General features: G+C 72.6%; 10 protein-coding genes. 4 read left to right on the top strand and 6 right to left on the bottom strand.

Annotation, left to right across the window (positions count from 1 at the left end; genetic code table 11):
• Positions 1-124: 124 nt before the first annotated feature.
• Complete coding sequence (locus KYK13_RS35925; protein ID WP_223639233.1) at positions 125-4,060, bottom strand: protein kinase; 3,936 nt, start codon at positions 4,058-4,060, stop codon at positions 125-127.
• Positions 4,061-4,195: 135 nt separating this feature from the next.
• A complete protein-coding gene (locus tag KYK13_RS35930; protein ID WP_223639236.1) occupies positions 4,196-6,079 on the bottom strand; it encodes a lipase maturation factor family protein in 1,884 nt (627 codons plus the stop codon).
• Positions 6,080-6,219: 140 nt separating this feature from the next.
• Here KYK13_RS35930 and KYK13_RS35935 point away from each other — a divergent pair, with 140 nt between their 5' ends.
• Positions 6,220-6,873, top strand: coding sequence for an MBL fold metallo-hydrolase (locus KYK13_RS35935; protein WP_223639238.1), 654 nt, complete (start codon positions 6,220-6,222; stop codon positions 6,871-6,873).
• Between the two features lie 5 nt (positions 6,874-6,878).
• On the opposite strand, the gene KYK13_RS35940 is transcribed toward KYK13_RS35935, so the two are convergent.
• Both KYK13_RS35940 and KYK13_RS35945 read right to left on the bottom strand, forming a co-directional pair.
• Positions 6,879-7,673, bottom strand: coding sequence for a hypothetical protein (locus tag KYK13_RS35940; protein WP_223639240.1), 795 nt, complete (start codon positions 7,671-7,673; stop codon positions 6,879-6,881).
• A complete protein-coding gene (locus KYK13_RS35945; RefSeq protein WP_223639242.1) occupies positions 7,663-8,565 on the bottom strand; it encodes a dimethylarginine dimethylaminohydrolase family protein in 903 nt (300 codons plus the stop codon). The genes KYK13_RS35940 and KYK13_RS35945 overlap by 11 nt, the downstream gene beginning before the upstream one ends.
• A gap of 296 nt (positions 8,566-8,861) precedes the next feature.
• Here KYK13_RS35945 and KYK13_RS35950 point away from each other — a divergent pair, with 296 nt between their 5' ends.
• Positions 8,862-10,472: a Na+/H+ antiporter gene (locus KYK13_RS35950; protein ID WP_223639244.1), complete on the top strand. Its 1,611-nt coding sequence runs from the start codon at positions 8,862-8,864 to the stop codon at positions 10,470-10,472.
• Between the two features lie 186 nt (positions 10,473-10,658).
• Here KYK13_RS35950 and KYK13_RS35955 read toward each other — a convergent pair whose 3' ends face one another.
• Together KYK13_RS35955 and KYK13_RS35960 are read right to left on the bottom strand one after the other, a co-directional pair.
• Positions 10,659-11,321 carry an SRPBCC domain-containing protein gene (locus tag KYK13_RS35955; RefSeq protein ID WP_223639246.1) on the bottom strand — a complete coding sequence of 221 codons (663 nt, stop codon included), beginning with the start codon at positions 11,319-11,321 and terminating at the stop codon, positions 10,659-10,661.
• Complete coding sequence (locus tag KYK13_RS35960; protein WP_223639248.1) at positions 11,318-11,968, bottom strand: 2OG-Fe(II) oxygenase; 651 nt, start codon at positions 11,966-11,968, stop codon at positions 11,318-11,320. Before KYK13_RS35960 ends, KYK13_RS35955 begins: the two co-directional genes overlap by 4 nt.
• A 290-nt stretch (positions 11,969-12,258) precedes the next feature.
• Between KYK13_RS35960 and KYK13_RS35965 the strand changes: the two genes are divergently transcribed.
• Both KYK13_RS35965 and KYK13_RS35970 read left to right on the top strand, forming a co-directional pair.
• Positions 12,259-14,520 (top strand): di-heme oxidoredictase family protein, encoded by a 2,262-nt coding sequence (locus KYK13_RS35965; protein ID WP_223639251.1) that lies wholly within the window; start codon positions 12,259-12,261, stop codon positions 14,518-14,520.
• Positions 14,521-14,892: 372 nt separating this feature from the next.
• Positions 14,893-15,603, top strand: a complete 711-nt coding sequence (locus tag KYK13_RS35970) for a hypothetical protein (RefSeq protein WP_223639254.1) — start codon at positions 14,893-14,895, stop codon at positions 15,601-15,603.
• Positions 15,604-15,662: the final 59 nt, after the last annotated feature.

Here is a 15,662-nt window from a genome sequence, read left to right on the forward strand (position 1 = left end):
GAAGGCAGGCACGGGGCGGGTGGGGGTAACCGAGTCTACCGGCGGACCACCCGGCGGGCGTGAAAACCGTGAGCGCCCGCGCCAAAGTCCTCGCGCCTGCTCGCCTGCCGACGTTTTCCCGCCCCTAGCGGCGGGGTGCCCGGGCCTCCATGGCCCCCAGCACCTGCGCGGCCAGGGCCTCCCCCTCCCGCCAGCCCGCCACCCGGGCACGCTCCCTCGCCTGCTCCAGCCGCTCGCGCGCCTCTGGAGCCCGGCCTCCCGCCACCAGCAGGCGCCCGGCGTTGAAGTGGATGCGCGCCACCTCCTGGGCGTCCCCCCCCTGCTCGGCCAGCACGAGCGCGCGCTCCAGGTCCGACAGCGCCTGGCCCGGCTCGCCCGCGAGGACCCGCAGGCCCGCGAGCTGCGACAGCGCCCGCGCCTGGCCCACCGCGCTGCCCACCGACCGCGCCTGGTCCGCCGCGCGCGTGAAGGCCACCCGCGCCCGGTCCAGCTGCCCCAGCCGCTGCTGGAGCCGGCCCAGCAGCAGGTAGTGCTCCCAGAAGAAGTCCGCCGCGTGCGGGGTCCGGTTGCCCATGCGCTGGAAGGCCCGCGCCAGCAGCTCCACCGCCGCGGTCGTCTCGCCCTTGGCCTCACGCACCCGCGCGAGCTCGCCCAGCACCAGGGCCTCCACCTCCGGGTCCGCGCCCGAGGGGCCCTGCGCCATGCTGAGGCGCACCTCCGCGTCGTCCACGCGCCCCAGCTTCAGCTCCGCGACGGCCAGGCGCCTCGCGGCCTCCGCCCAGCGGCCGGGCGTCTGCATCACCGGCACGTTGTCCAGCCACGGCGTCACCAGCCCGTCCACGGCGGCGGGGTCCACCTGCGTGAGACACCCCGCCGCGCGCGCGAGCACGTCCAGCTGCCAGCGCACCACCGTCGCCGTCGCGCCGGGCGCCCGGCCCAGGGCCCAGCGGTAGAAGTCCACCGCCGCGCGCCACTCGCCTCGCGCCGCGAACCAGTCTCCCGCCCGCTCGCACGCGGCCGGCGCGCCGGCGGACTCCGCGCCCAGCAGGTGGTCCGCCACCCGCACCTCGCGGGCCGGCTCCTGCGCGAACGCCTTGTGCTCCAGCGCCTCCGCCAGCTCCTGGTGCGCGCCGCGCAACCGCGGGAGCGACAGGCGCTCGCGCAGCACCTGCCGCGCCTCCTCGCGCGTGAAGCGGAAGATGCCGGGCTGCCCGGGCACGGGCACCACCCACTCCGCGTCCTCGAGCACCTCCGCGCCGTCAGGGGCCGTCAGCGACGCGCGCACCAGCTCCGCGCAGAAGAGCGAGCCCTCCACCGCGGCCCGCTGGAGGAAGCGCAGCGACGCGGCGGGCAGCAGCTCCAGCCGCGCGCCCAGGGCCTGCCCCAGGCCTTGCGGCAGCGACGCGGAGGACAGCGGCCCGTTGGACTGGAAGCCGCCCTCCGTGCGCTGCAGCACGCCCACCGCCACCAGCAGCCGCACCAATGCCAGCGCATGCGCGGGATTGCCGCGCACCCGGTCCGCCACCGCCCGCTCCAGCGGCGGCGACAGGGCCATGCCCAGGCTCGCGGTGAGCAGCGCGTTCAGCTCCGACGGCGACAGCCCCTCCAGCACCGTCACGGGCAGGGGCGCCAGGGCCGTGGGCACCGCGTCCACGTCGCCCGTGGCCACCAGCGCCACGCCCGCGTCCTTCGCCGCGAGCACGCTCGCGAGCAGCTCCAGCGAAGGGCCGTCCACGCGGTGCACGTCGTCCACCAGCAACAGCAGGCCGGACGGCTTCGCCACGCGCTGGAGCGCGTCCACCACCGCCCCGTCCCCCGCCGGCAGGTGCCCGCCCGCTGGCGCGCCCCGCGCGAGCCTCCGCCAGAGCGCCGCGGCCTCCGGCTCGGAGAGGCCCAGCCCGGACAGCGGCGGCAGCGACGCGTCGCCCCCCGTCGCGGCCCGCGACAGCGTGGCGAACACCGTGCGCCACAGCCCCATCGCGCCCGCGGAGCGGGGGTCTCCCCCCCACGCGTACACCACGCGCGGCGAGCTGCCCGCGGCCAGCTCCGCCACCGCCTCCAGGAAGCGGCTGCGGCCCACGCCCGTGGGGCCCACGAAGAGCCGCGCGCCGCCCTCGCCCTTGCGCGCCGACTCCACCACCACCGCCGCCTGGGTCAGCGCCTCGTCGCGCCCCACCAGCGCATCCACGCGAGTCGCGGGCGCGCCGGACTCCACGCGCCACGCCGTGCCGCCCGGCACCTCGCGCGCCACGCCGATGCGCACCCCGCCCGCCTCCACCAGCAGCGCCTTCACCGACGCGCCCACCAGCAGCTCTCCGGGCACCGCCGCGTCCGCCAGCGCCTGGGCCCGCTCCAGCCCCTGGCCGGACAGCCGGGGCACTCCGGCCTCCGTGCTCACGCGCACCACGCCGGACTCCAGGCCCCGCCGCACGTTCAGACCGGCGCTGCCCAATTCCTCCGCGCACTTCAACGCCTGCGTCGCGCCCTCGGGGTGCGCCTGCGGCAGCCCGAAGGACAGACACCAGTGCGTGGCCGACAGCGCCACCGCCTCCACGGAGTGGCGTATCGACACCTGCACGACGGCGTCGCGCAGCCGGGCCGCGTGGGCCGGCTCGGCCGCGACCACCAGCAGCGTGAGCCGGCGCATCTGCGCCTGCGCGTCCATCGCGCGGATCTTCACCGTGGGGCCCGGGGCCTCGTCTCCCAGGGGCGGGGGGCCGTCATCGTCCCCGGCGACAGGCGGCGCAGGGTCCCGGGCGGAGGCCAGCGGCGCGGGCACCTCCATCGTCGGGTCGGTGGGCGGCTCGTGCACGGCGCCATCGGCGCGATGGGCGGGCGCCTTCGCCGTCGGCGCGTCGGGGACGTCCTCGTCGCCCAGGTGCACGGGCGGCTCGCGCAGCGCGGGCATCATCGGCGGCTTCGGCGCGGCGCCTCCGGCGGAAGGCGTGAGCGACCTGGGCGCGGCGTCCCCGGGCGGAGGCGCGAGCGCGTTGCCGCACGCGGGGCAGAAGCGGTTGGTCGCGCTGGTGCGCTGGCCGCAGCGCGGGCATGACACGTTGGAGGGCTCGCGGACCTGGGGCAGGCCGGGCTCACCGCTGCCCGCGTCGCGCAGCCGCGCCAGCACCGCGTCCCCCACCAGCCGCGTCACCACCGCGGAGACGCTCTCCTCCGGCGCCTCCGGCACTTCATCCAGATAGGCCTGGAGCGCGCGGGCCACGTCCGCGCAGCGGGCGAAGCGCTGCGCGGGCGCCCGGTGGAGCATGCGCAGGATGATCTGCTCCAGCAGCGGCGACAGCCCCTCCACGAACTGCGAGGGCCGGGGCACCGCCGCCAGCGCGATGCGCCGCATGGCCTCCGCGGGGTTGTCCGTGTCGATGAACGGCCGGCGCGTGCACAGCTCCCACAGCACCACGCCCAGCGCGAACTGGTCGCTGGTGCCGGAGACGGGCTCGTTGCGCACCTGCTCCGGCGACATGTACCGCAGCTTGCCCTTGAGCACGCCCGTGCGCGTGCGGCTGGCGCGGATGGTCGCCTTGGCCACGCCGAAGTCCACCACCTTCGCCAGGCCGTCCAGGCGCACCATGATGTTCTGAGGGCTGATGTCCCGGTGCACCAGCTCCATCGGCTGGCCCTGGCTGTCACGCGCGTGGTGCGCGTGGTCCAGCCCCAGCGCCGCGTCGCGGATCATCTGCGCGCAGACGCGGTGGGGCAGCGGCGTGCCGGCCCGCTGCGCCGCCTTCGCCAGGCGGCCCAGGTTCTCGCCCTCGATGTACTCCATGGCGATGTAGAACGTGCCCTGCCACGCGCCCACCTCGTACAGCGAGACGACGTTCGGGTGGTTCAGGTGCGCCGCGACGCGGGCCTCGTCGAGGAACATCTCCACCGAGCCCTCGTGCTCCAGCAGGTCCGGCAGCAGGCTCTTGAGGATGACGGGGCGCTCGAAGCCGCTCACCCCCACCTGACGGGCCAGGAAGATCTCCCCCATGCCCCCCACGGCCACGCGACGCAACACCGCGTACCTGCCGAAGATGAGGGAAGACGGGGAAGCACCGGACACCATCGCCCTTGCACCGTACCCAGCGTTCCCCATCCCCCGCCAGTCCCCGGCCCCACGCTTTCACACGGGGGAAACCCTTCGCCGCTCCGCCTCGGTGTGGGGTCCTGACATACCGGGCCCGAGAGGCCCGGGCGCGGCTCAGACGTGCCAGGTCAGCCGTCCGGCCTGCTCGGAGGCCCCGGGCGCGAGGGTCAACGGCGACACATACAGCCCGCGCCGCTCCCGCTTCCACCAGGCCCCGGTGCGCTGGCGCTCCTCGGCGGACGTCATCCGGTAGTCGTGGAGCACCGCCCGCACGATGCGGGGGGGATGGTCCGGGAAGGGATTGGACGCGAACAGCCCCAGCACCTCCGGCGAGCCCTCCAGCAGCCGCTCCATCAGGGCCAGGAACCACGAGGGCGGCGACCCGAGCGCGGCGAACCACATCTGCCAGTCCAGCCGGGGCTGGTGCGGAGCCACCTGGCGTGGCGGCCGGTCCACGGCGGACGTCTTGTAGCGGAACGGGTACTCCACCCAGTGCACGCCGTCGTCCGAGCCTTCGATGGTGATCTCCGGCCGGTCCACCGTCATCACCGCGAAGAGGCCATAGGAGTTCACCGAGCGCAGCGGCAGCACCCGGTCCTCCAGCCAGTCCACCGCCCGCACCAGGCGCTCCGGGCCGCGCGGCCACCACCCCATGCGGCGCAGCTGCTCCACGGTGCCCAGCGTGAGCACCGGCACCGCCGCGGCCATGGACAGCGCCGTGCCCGGCACCGACGGCCGCCGCGCGGGCCCGGCGCCGCGCCACAGCGCCTCCGGCAGCACGCGCTTCAGCGCCGCGTCGTCCAGCAGCCACAGCCCCAGGGCCAGCGACTGGACGTTGAAGAAGCCGTAGTTGCCCGTGGCCATGATGGCCGCCTGTAGCGCGGAGAAGATGCCGAAGGCGGCCTGCCGCACGCGCCGGGGACCGAAGGCGAGGAAGGGCACCGCGGTCTCCACCGCCAGCACCGCCGCCGTGCCCGCGTGGCGCACCTGGCGCGGGAGCTGGTGCGCGGCCCAACCGCCGCGCGTGGGCAGGGGCGCGGTCTCGAAGTACACGTCGCACGCGCTCAGCTCGCGCCACGTCCGGTCCCCCGAGTGGAACTTGCTGATGCCCGACCCGAAGTAGAGCCGGAACACGAGCATCCGGAAGAGCAACACGTCCACCGCGGACACATCCCGCTTCCCCAGCCCGGGCCGCACGCCGCCCGGCGCGGTGAGCGCGCCCAACACCCCCATCTCCAGGAGCAGCACGTCCCACTGGAACGACAGGAACTCGCGCCCCATCGACACGTAGGACAGGTACAGGCCCCACAGCGCGCCCGCGCTCAGGCGAGGCGCCACGTCGAGGAGCAGCGCCAGCGACAGGGCCTGCCCCACGCGGCAGCCTCGCACCAGCGCCGCGTCCGACGCGTCCCTCCAGAACACGGAGGGACGGCGCCAGCGGCCCTGCTCGGCGTAGCGCTCGGACTGCGCCACGTCGCGGATGGGGCGGATGCCCTTCTCTCCATAGAGCCCCAGCACCTGCTTGCCCAGCGACGTGAAGGCGATGAGGAACGTGCCGCCCAAGAGCCGCAGGAAGGCCCAGCGCACCAGCCGGTGCTCCGCGGGCTCCGTCACGCGGCTGAACAACCACGTGTCCCACCGCGACGCGCGCCCCCGGTCGTGCGCGATGACCGAATACACCGCGCCCGCCACCTGCCGGACTCCGGGCAAGAGGCCCAGCCGCGCGGCGAGCCGCGTGCTCCAGCGGGGCGACCAGGCGAGCACGCGGAAGACGGCCTCCGCGCCGGACGAGCGGCGCCCCGATGGCTCCACGAGCTGCATCGCCTTGCGCATGTCCTTCTTGGAGATGCCCAGGAGCTTGAGCAGCCACCCGCTCCCGCGCACGAAGCGCACGCGCCCTTCCGTGCCCTGGCGCCAGCGCGCCACCCAGCGCTTGCAGAAGCCGCAGTCCCCATCGAACAGCACGAGCGGTTTCATCTCGCGGGTCATCGCGCGCATCGGGTCCCTCCTTCGTCCGTCCGACGACAAAGGTGCGCGCGGCGGGATGGATGCGAAGGGGGCGGGAGGGCCCGCTGGAGGGGCAGGCAGGCGGAGCGCGCTCCCCTGTCATCCCGGGACAGGTGCCTAGCTTTGTCCGCATGAGCGAGCCCAAGGCCCAGGCGAAGAAGACGGAGGAGATCGTCCCCGGCGTGCACCACTGGACCGTCTCCGACGACCGGCTCGGCGGCATCCGCAGCGACGCCTACGCGGTGGTGGATGACGACGGCACGGTCACCCTCATCGACCCGCTGCCCATCGACGAGAAGGCCCTGCGCAAGCTGGGCGACATCGACGCCATCGTGCTCACCGCGGGCAACCACCAGCGCTCCGCGTGGCGCATGCGCAAGGCGTTCGGCGTGCCCGTCTGGGCCCCCGAGGGCGCGCAGGGTCTGGAGGAGAAGCCGGACTTCGAATACGTGAACGGCACCACGCTGCCGGGCGGCCTCAACACCTTCCAGACGCCGGGGCCCACGGAGGCCATGTACACGCTCTGGCTCCAGAAGAGCCCGCACGCCGTGGTGTTCATCTCCGACCTGCTGTCACATGAAGGCAAGCGCACGCCGGACTTCGTCCCCGGCGAGTATCAAGACGAGCCGCTGCGCACGCGCACCAGCATCCAGCGCATCCTGGACCACCTGCCCATCCAGACCGTCTGCTTCGCGCACGGCGCGCCCATCCTCAAGGACGGCGCCAACGCCCTGCGCAAGGCCCTGGAACAGGACGACGAGTTCCCGCACGCCCCCGCGCCCTGAAGCCCTCAGTCCGGCGGCAGCTCGCGCACCAGCACGTGGCCGCCGTCCTGGCCCGGAGGCGCCAGTTCCAGCCGGGCGCCCCGCTCCGCGCGGTCCAGCAGCGCGCCCAGGGACAGCAGGTCCGTGACGGGGATGCGGACCGCGGACCGCGGTGAAGCTCCCCGGAGCATCGCCCGGGCCACGCGGGTCTCGTCGCTCAAGTCCGTCTCGTAGACGAAGGTGCGCTCGTCGTACTCGTGTCCGCCGGGGACGCGCCCCACCAGCCGCATGGGCCCCAGCCGCGAGTGCACGCGCACGGCGGGGTTGTCCCACTGGGTGACGCCGCGCAGCCGCTTCGCGCGCACCATGCCCAGCGTGAGCAGCTTCACCCACGCGGACACGCCGCGCCCCGGCAGGAAGCTGAACAGCGACACGCCCACGAACAGCCCCGGCGTCAGCGTCGGCGCCACGTAGCAGGCCGCGCCGATGGCGGACTCCTCGTCCGCCAGCAGCAGCCGCTCGCGCGCGGGCGCCTTGAGCAGCCGCGCGGGACAGCGCAGGAGCCCGATGGCGCCGGGCAGCAGGTACAGGTCCGACAGCACCCAGCGCGGCACGCCGATGCCGCCGAACGCCAGCTGGTTGAGCGTGAGGTATTGCCGCGCGAGCTCCGCGTTGTGCTCCGCCAGCAGGTGCTTCACCGGGACGCCGTAGGGCTCCAGGTCCAGCGACGGGACGTGCACGCCGGAGCCCAGCGCCTGAAACGACAGCTCCGGGGTCGCGGCGAAGAACGCCTGGGCCAGCGCCGCGAGCTCACCCGCCATCGGCTTCCAGGTCCTTCGCCACGACGTCCAACCGATACTCGGGCGGCAGCGTGACGCGGGAGGCCTCCACCGACGCGCGCGACACGAGGCAGCGCGACGAACCGCCGCCCTTCTCCGTCAGCTCCGGCATCGGCATGGACACCACGCGCAGGCCCAGCCGCTCGAACGTCTCCACGATGTGCGGAGGCATCACCGTGGGCGCGAGCAGGTCCCGGCCCAGCGGCAGCCCGTTCGTCGCATAGCGGCGGATGTCTCCCTCCGTCACGCGCACCAGCCGGTTCGCGCCGAAGCGCTGCTCCAGGAGCGCCACCGACTCCGGCGCCATCACGTCCGGGCACACCACCAGCCGGTCCACCGCCGGCAGCGGCAGCACCGCCATGTTCCCGTGGAACGCGGGCTCGCGCACCTGCACGCGCAGCACCTCGCCGGGGAAGGACCTCTGGGCCGCCTCCAGCCCGTCGAGCGTGGTGCGCCCGCCCCAGAACAGCAGCGTCACGCCGTCGAACGTGGCCACGTCGCCGTGCGCCTCCCAGATGCCCACGCCCGGGTCCACGACCTCCATGCCCATGCGCCGGGCCAGCGGCGCCCAGTGGTCGCGCTCCGCGAAGCGATGCGCGCTCATCATCCTGGGCAGGAGGAACAGCGGCGCCTGCCCCTCGCGCGCCACCACCTGGCCGCACTCGGCCGCGTAGGGCATGCCCGTCAGCGCGTCCGACGGCGAGGGCAGCGCCACCACCGTGCCGCCTCGCGACTCGATGTGGCGGGCCAGCGTCAGCCACTCCCGCCGCGCGCCGCGCGCATCCGCCGGAGCGGCCTCGCGGCTGCGGAAGTTCGAGCGGCCCCGCAGCGCCCAGCCCCGGCCCGGGGGCGACATCAGGAAGAGGTCCATCATCCCTCGCTTCTAGCCGCCGGCCCGGGGCCCCACAATGCACCCGGCCCGCTCCCCCCGCCCGCCCGAAGCCCGGCCGTCCACCGCTCCACAGTGGATGTTCATTCCATCGGAGGTCCATTCCATCCGTGTGCACGCCTGCCCGTTCACGCGGCTGCGTCTCCCGCCGTGAGAAACGCGTCTGGCAAAATGCCACGCTCGCCTGTCCCCTCTCATTTCCCCTCGAAAGGGGGTTGCCCCACCGCCCCGCGCGCATGGCATCCTCGCCATTTTTTGGGCACGAACGAGGCTGGGGATTCATGCACTTCGAGTTGGCCTTCGTGCTGCTCTTCTCCATCGCGACGGCGGTGGCGATCGCGGCGCGCTACTTCAAGTTTCCGTACACGGTGGCGTTGGTGCTGGCGGGCCTGGCCCTGGGCATCGTGCATGCCTTCGAACCCCCGCACCTGACGAAGGAGCTGCTGTTCGCGGTCATCCTGCCGGGCCTGCTGTTCGAAGCGGCGTTCCACGTGGACTTCCGCAAGTTCATGAAGAACAAGCTGGCCATCACCTCCATGGCGATTCCGGGCGTGGTGGCGTCCATGGCGCTCACGGCGCTGCTGCTGTCCCCGGCGATGCGGGGGATGAACCTGCTGGAGGGCTTCGGCCTCATCCACGCGATGGTGTTCGCGTCGCTCATCGTGTCCACGGACCCCATCGCGGTGGTGGGCCTGTTCAAGGCGCTGGGCGCGCCCAAGCGGCTGGCCATCCTGGTGGAGGGCGAGAGCCTGCTCAATGACGGCACGTCCGTGGTGCTCTTCACGCTGGTGGTGGGCGTGGCCGGCGGCCAGGCCTTCACCGTGGGCGGCGCGGTGATGGACTTCATCAAGGTGGCGGGCATGGGCGCCGTCATCGGCGCGGCGGTGGGCTGGGCGGTGTCCAAGGTCATCCTCCGGGTGGAGGACGCCATGGTGGAGATCACCCTCACGGTCATCGCCGCGTACGGGTCCTTCGTGGTGGCGGAGCACTTCCACTACTCGGGCGTCATCGCGGTGGTGGTGGCGGGCCTCCTGTGCGGCAACTGGGCGGCGCGCCTGGGCATGGGCCCCACCACGCGCATCGCGGTGGAGAGCTTCTGGGAGTACCTGGCGTTCGCGCTCAACTCGGTGGTGTTCCTGCTCATCGGCCTGGAGGTGCAGCTGACGTCGCTGCTCCAGTCGTGGCTGCCCATCCTGCTGGCGTACGGGGCGGTGCTGCTGGGCCGCGCGCTGGTGGTCTACATCACGTCCGGCGTGCTGCGGTTCACGTCGGAGAAGCTGCCGTGGTCGTGGAGCGCGGTGCTCACCTGGAGCGGCCTGCGCGGCGCGGTGTCCATGGTGCTGGTGCTCGGTCTTCCGGACGACTTCGCCCACCGCGAGCTGCTGGTGAACATGACGTTCGGCGTGGTGGTGCTGTCCATCATCTTCCAGGGCCTCACCATGGCGCCGTTCCTCAAGTGGCTGGGCATCACCGGCCAGAAGGACGTCTACCAGGAGAAGTACGAGCTGGCCCGCGGCAAGCTGGGCGCCATCCACGCGGCGCTCGCGTCCCTGGAGGCCATGCGCCGCGCGCGGGAGATTCCGGTGGACGTGCTGGAGCCGCTGGAGCGCGACTACCAGCAGAAGGCGCAGGCGGTGGAGCAGGAGCTCACCACGCTCAAGCAGCAGTCCACGCGCTTCCACGAAGAGGAGCAGCAGGAGGCCATCCGCCGCGTCCTCATCGTGGAGAAGGACGCCCTCTTCAACGCCTACCAGCAGGGCACGCTCAACAAGGAGGTCTTCGAGCACCTCACCGCGGAGCTCGACGAGCGCATCGCCAAGGCGAAGGACGCGGAGGCCCACGTCCCGGCGGAGGACGCCCACGCCCCTCCGCCGCAGGCCCTGGCCTCCTGAGCCTGACGGCCGCGTGACCGGTCCGGGCCCCTCTCCCCGTATGAAGGGGAAAGCGGGCCCTGCAGTCACGGTACGGCCTGGCCTCGCTGCGCACCGTCGAGCACCTGTCCATCTTCTCCAAGGGAGCTGCGCGTCACCGCGTCCAACGACGACCCCTCGGGCGCCTGCGCGGCACCGTGGCCGCCGTCAGCGCTCCGGCTCGCCCTCCACCCGCGACTGGAGCACCGCGCCCAGCACGTCCGCGGTGTCCTCGCGCAGCCGCGGCAGGTGCGTGTAGAGCACGTCCTCCACCTGGGCCACCGTCTCCTTCGGCGCGCCCGCCTCGCGCAGCCCCGCCAGCACCGCGTAGGCGGCCACCGCCAGCGGCCCCACGTAGCCGCGCGACTCCTCCCAGAACTCCTCGAAGCACGGCACCGCCTCGCCCGCCACCACGCGCGCCAGCCGCCCCAGGCACGCCTCCCAGTAGGCGCGGTGCGCGTCCCGGGCCGCGTCGTCCGGGAACGGGCCCTGGCGCAGCTCCAGCCGCGTGCCCTCGTCCGCCGCATGGAAGGTCAGCTCCGCCCGGGTGCGCCCCCGCGGCATGGGCCCGCCCTCCCAGTCCATCTCCAGCGCCAGGAAGCGCCCCGGCTCCACCTCCACGATGCAGCCCACCTGCGCGAACGGGCGGCCCGCCGCGTCCCGCAGGCCCACCCGGTAGGGCTGGCCCAGCGCGCCCGGATCCGGCGCGTGCGTGCGGTGGCAGCCCGGCGGCGCTCCGAACCAGCGGCGGATGAGCGCGGGCTCCGACAAGGCGGGGAACACCGCGTCCGGCGGCGCGGGCAGCCTCCACTCCAGCGCGAGGTCGCTCACGCCCGCACCCCCGAGCGCGTGCGCAGCTCGAAGCGCGGCACGTTCGCCAGCAAGTCCTCCGGCGCGCGGTACTGCTCCACCACCAGGCTGATCCGCGAGTCCGAGAGCCCCGGCGCGCCGGAGGTGACGGCCTCCACCTCGTGCAGCAGGTCGCCCCGGAACATCACCAGCGCGTTCTGTTGCGGCTTCAGCTCCGCCACCTGCCCTCCCCGGTGGTACAGCCTCAGCGCCCCGCCCCGGAGTTCCTTCGGAACCTGGACATACAGCACGCTCACCGCCACCGGGCAGCCGATGCTCGGGCCGTAGAATTCAAGACTCCGGTCGATGTGCGCCGCGACGTTCCGGCCCTGCCCCACCAGCAGCGGGTTGAGCAGGAAGGCGTTGCACTCCGGCAACAGCGTCTTCGCCAGGTACGGGGCGAAGGCCGGGAAGCGCTGGTGGACCTCCGGCAGCGCGTCCCGGCGGAACGTCAGCGAGAAGCCGTACGTGCCGGAGAACTGCCCGGACAGGTTCGACTCCCCCAGGAGCGACGAGCCCAGGATGGCCGAGCGGATGGAGGCCATCGTCTCCTCGGGCAGGGCGTCCGGGGTGCGGTGGAAGAAGGTGTCGAGCCGGAAGGCTCCACCCCACGGTGGCTGGAAGCGCATGGGCCCGGAGTCTACCCACCCACGCCGCGCCGCCCCATCCCCCGCCGCCGCTCGGGGACGGGCACGTCCACGCCCCACTCCCAACACAACGCGTCAATCCCTGACAGCACAGCGCGTCAAGGATGACATCAATTTCGCTTATTTATCATTTATCACGCCTAAGCCGAATTCTCAGCCATCCCACCTTGCGGCTTCCAGCCGTTCCGACTTTCTTCGGACAAGCTACGAAGTCCCCATTCGTAGCGCTGGCCGTCCCACGCCCCATCCACCCCACAATGGAGTTCGCAACCATGAGCCGAAGCAGACTCACGGGAATCGCGCTCGCATTCCTGGCCGTCAGTTGTCTGGCGGTGCAAACCGCAGAAGCCGCCACGTATGGCGTTACGCCGTCTGGCTCCTCCGCCGTCTTCTACGTCGACACGACGGACTGGGCGGACATCCACTACAAGCTCAACGACGGAGGACAGCTCAACATCCGCATGGCGGTGACGGGCGGACGCAACCAGTACACCGTCACGGGCCTGAGCAACGGCAACTACATCGACTACTTCTTCACGTACTGGGACGTGTCCTGCGCCTGCGCTCGGGACACGGCCTGGACGCGCTACACGCATACCGGCACCGGCGGCGGCACGGACGCGGGCACCGGTACGCCGGACGCGGGCACGCCCGACGCGGGCCCTCCTCCCAGCGGCGACGCAGGCCCGGTGGTGCCGCTGTTCACCAGCGCCACCGCGCTGGAGCCGGCCACGGTGGAGACCACCGCCACCGCCATCATCACCCGCGTGGGCGACCGCGTTCGCGACCGCCACATGCGCGAGGACCAGTACCAGGCCTACGACCACTACCTGAAGCTGTACTTCGAGAAGCGCACCCACTGGATCGAGATCGTGGATGAGGTGGCCAAGGGCGGCAGCACCATCACGGTGAACCTGTACACCCTCTACCCGTACGACTCGCCGGACTTCCGCGCGTTCTTCCGCGGCATCAACACGGTGGCCGAGTACTGGCACAACGCGGACTTCGTGAAGGTCAACGACTACAAGTACACGTCGTCGGTGAACTTCAACGCGAAGGAAGGCCGCGCCATCCGCGTGGGCGACCGGATGGAGCTGGAGATTGGCGTCTTCCTCCAGCAGCCGGTGGAAGGCCGCTTCAACTACTACTCCACGGCGATGCTCTACATCGTGGGCCAGGGCGGCCTGCTGCCCTTCGAGGGCCAGGGCTCGCTGCGCGACTCCTTCCCGCTGCCGGAGAAGGCCTGGGCGGGCGGCCGCGGCACGCTGCACACGCCGTTCTCCAACGAGCCGGACAACCGCTTCCTCCAGATGCCCACGAACCTGGCGCCGGTGAACGCGCAGCCCTTCGTCGAGGGCCGCCGCCTGCACCACACGAACTTCCGCGACGGCAGCCACTCCGAGCCGGACAACCCCATCTTCACGGCGCAGGCGAACAAGCTGGGGAACAACTACGTCAACGTGTCCTGCGTCTCCTGCCACAAGCAGAACGGCCGCGGCCTGCCGCCCGCCACCACGAACACCACGCTGGAGAACTACGTGGTGAAGGTGGGCAAGGTGAACGGCAGCACCGTGACGGGGGACCCCGCGCTGGGCTTCCGCCTGCAGCCGCGCGCGGTCAGCGGCACGCCGGAGGCGGACGTGCGCATCAGCGGCTGGACGACCACGAGCGGCACGCTGCGCGACGGCACGGCGTACCAGCTGCGCAAGCCCAACTACAGCTTCCTCAACGTGACGCCGACGAACTTCTCGCCGCGCATCTCGCCGCAGCTGATTGGCATGGGCCTGCTGGAGGCGGTGCCCGAGTCGCAGATCGCCGGCCTCGCGGACCCGAACGACGCGAACGGCGACGGCATCTCCGGCCGCATGCAGACGGTGACGGACCCGGAGACGGGCGTCACCCGCCTGGGCCGCTTCGGCTGGAAGGCGGGCACGGCGCGCGTGAAGCACCAGGTGGCCGAGGCGCTCAACAGCGACATGGGCGTGACGACCAACGTGTTCAAGGCGATGGACTGCGGCTCGGCGCAGCAGGGCTGCGCGGGCACGAGCGTGGAGCTGGCCGACAGCGACCTGGACAAGCTCACCCGCTACATCGCGCTGTTGGGCGTGCCCGCGCGCCGCGACCACTCGGACGCGACGGCGATGCAGGGTGAGACGGTGTTCAACAACGCGGGCTGCGCGAAGTGCCACGCGCCCACGCTGACCACCAGCCAGTACGCGGCGATGAACGAGTTCCGCAACCAGACCATCCACCCGTACACGGACCTGCTCCTGCACGACATGGGCGCGGGCCTGGCGGACAACCTGCCGGAAGGCCAGGCCTCCGGCGCCGAGTGGCGCACGCCGCCGCTCTGGGGCATTGGCCTGACGGCGGGCGTGTCCGGCGGTGAGGCGTACCTGCACGACGGCCGCGCGCGCAGCGTCACCGAGGCCATCCTCTGGCACGGCGGCGAGGGCGAGGCCGCCAAGCAGGCCTTCGTGAACCTCAGCGCCGCGGACCGCAACGCGCTCCTGAAGTTCGTCAACTCGCTGTAAGGCGTCAGCGCCTGCCATGACCGACGCCGGGCGGGAGGGGCCCCCTGTGCCCCTCGCATCCGGCGTCGTGTCGTCCCAGGCGAGGCCTGCCCGTCTGACGTTCCCGCCAGGGCCCGTCACGGACGTAGGGATGCCCCAGGCCGTGAGGTCCGCTCCCGATTGCGGAGGGATGAGCACACGGGGCCCTCGAGCGCTCCCTCGCGGAACCACATGCGCGGAGGCCCCCTGACACCCGGGCGTGCCGGGTCACTGCGCACGAGCGCACGTTCCGCTTCCGCGATGCGCAATGGCAGACATGCGGGAGGGCGGCCCCACTTCCGGCCTTGTGAAGCGTTCCGACATTTCGGGTGTCCCCTTGCCCGGAGAACGCCCATGGCGCACCGCACCGTTGCCCCTCCGCCGCTTTCCGACCATGTCATCCAGGTGGAGGCCATCGCCTTCCTGGACGCGCGGGGACACTGGCTGACCGCGGCCACGGCGCGGAGGGTGGCCGCGGTGCGTGAGTTCTTCCGGCAACATGCCCACCTGCGGCGCGACTTCCTCCGGGAAAGGGCCGCGGAGGAGCGGCTCGCGGGACGCCTGGCGCTGGAGCTGTTCTCGCGCGCCACCCAGCGCGTCCGATGGCTGCTCACCACCGGAGAGGGCCCCACCACGCGCATCCATCGCGCGGAGGCGGGACGCGACCTGGGCCTGCTGTTCGCGGGGACGGACTCCGGCCTGGATGGCCTGACGTCGGAGCGGGACCAGCGCTGGAACCTCAACCACCCGCGCCCGCTCCCGCCCACCGGCTTTCGCGTCAGCCGCCTCGACGACAACGGAAGCGCGGGGCGGGACCAGACCCACCACCTGGCCTTCTACGCGATGTTCGGCGCCACCAACGACAGCGCTCCGGGAGAACAGATGGTCAAGCTGATGGCCATCCTCAGCGACCTGGGCCCTCCGGATGATCACCACCTGGCCTGGGACGGCATCGACCTGGGACGCAAGCTGGGCGACCCGCGCTTCGACGTGAACGCCTGGCTGTGGAAGACCGTTGGAGACCCGGGTCAGGTCCCGCAGCCCGTCGAGGCCGTCGCGAGCTGAGGGACAGCGCCCGCGGGCCCCTGGGAGAATGCACGCTGGCGCACCGTCGCCGCTCAATC

The organism is Corallococcus sp. EGB (assembly GCF_019968905.1).
GTDB lineage: Bacteria > Myxococcota > Myxococcia > Myxococcales > Myxococcaceae > Corallococcus.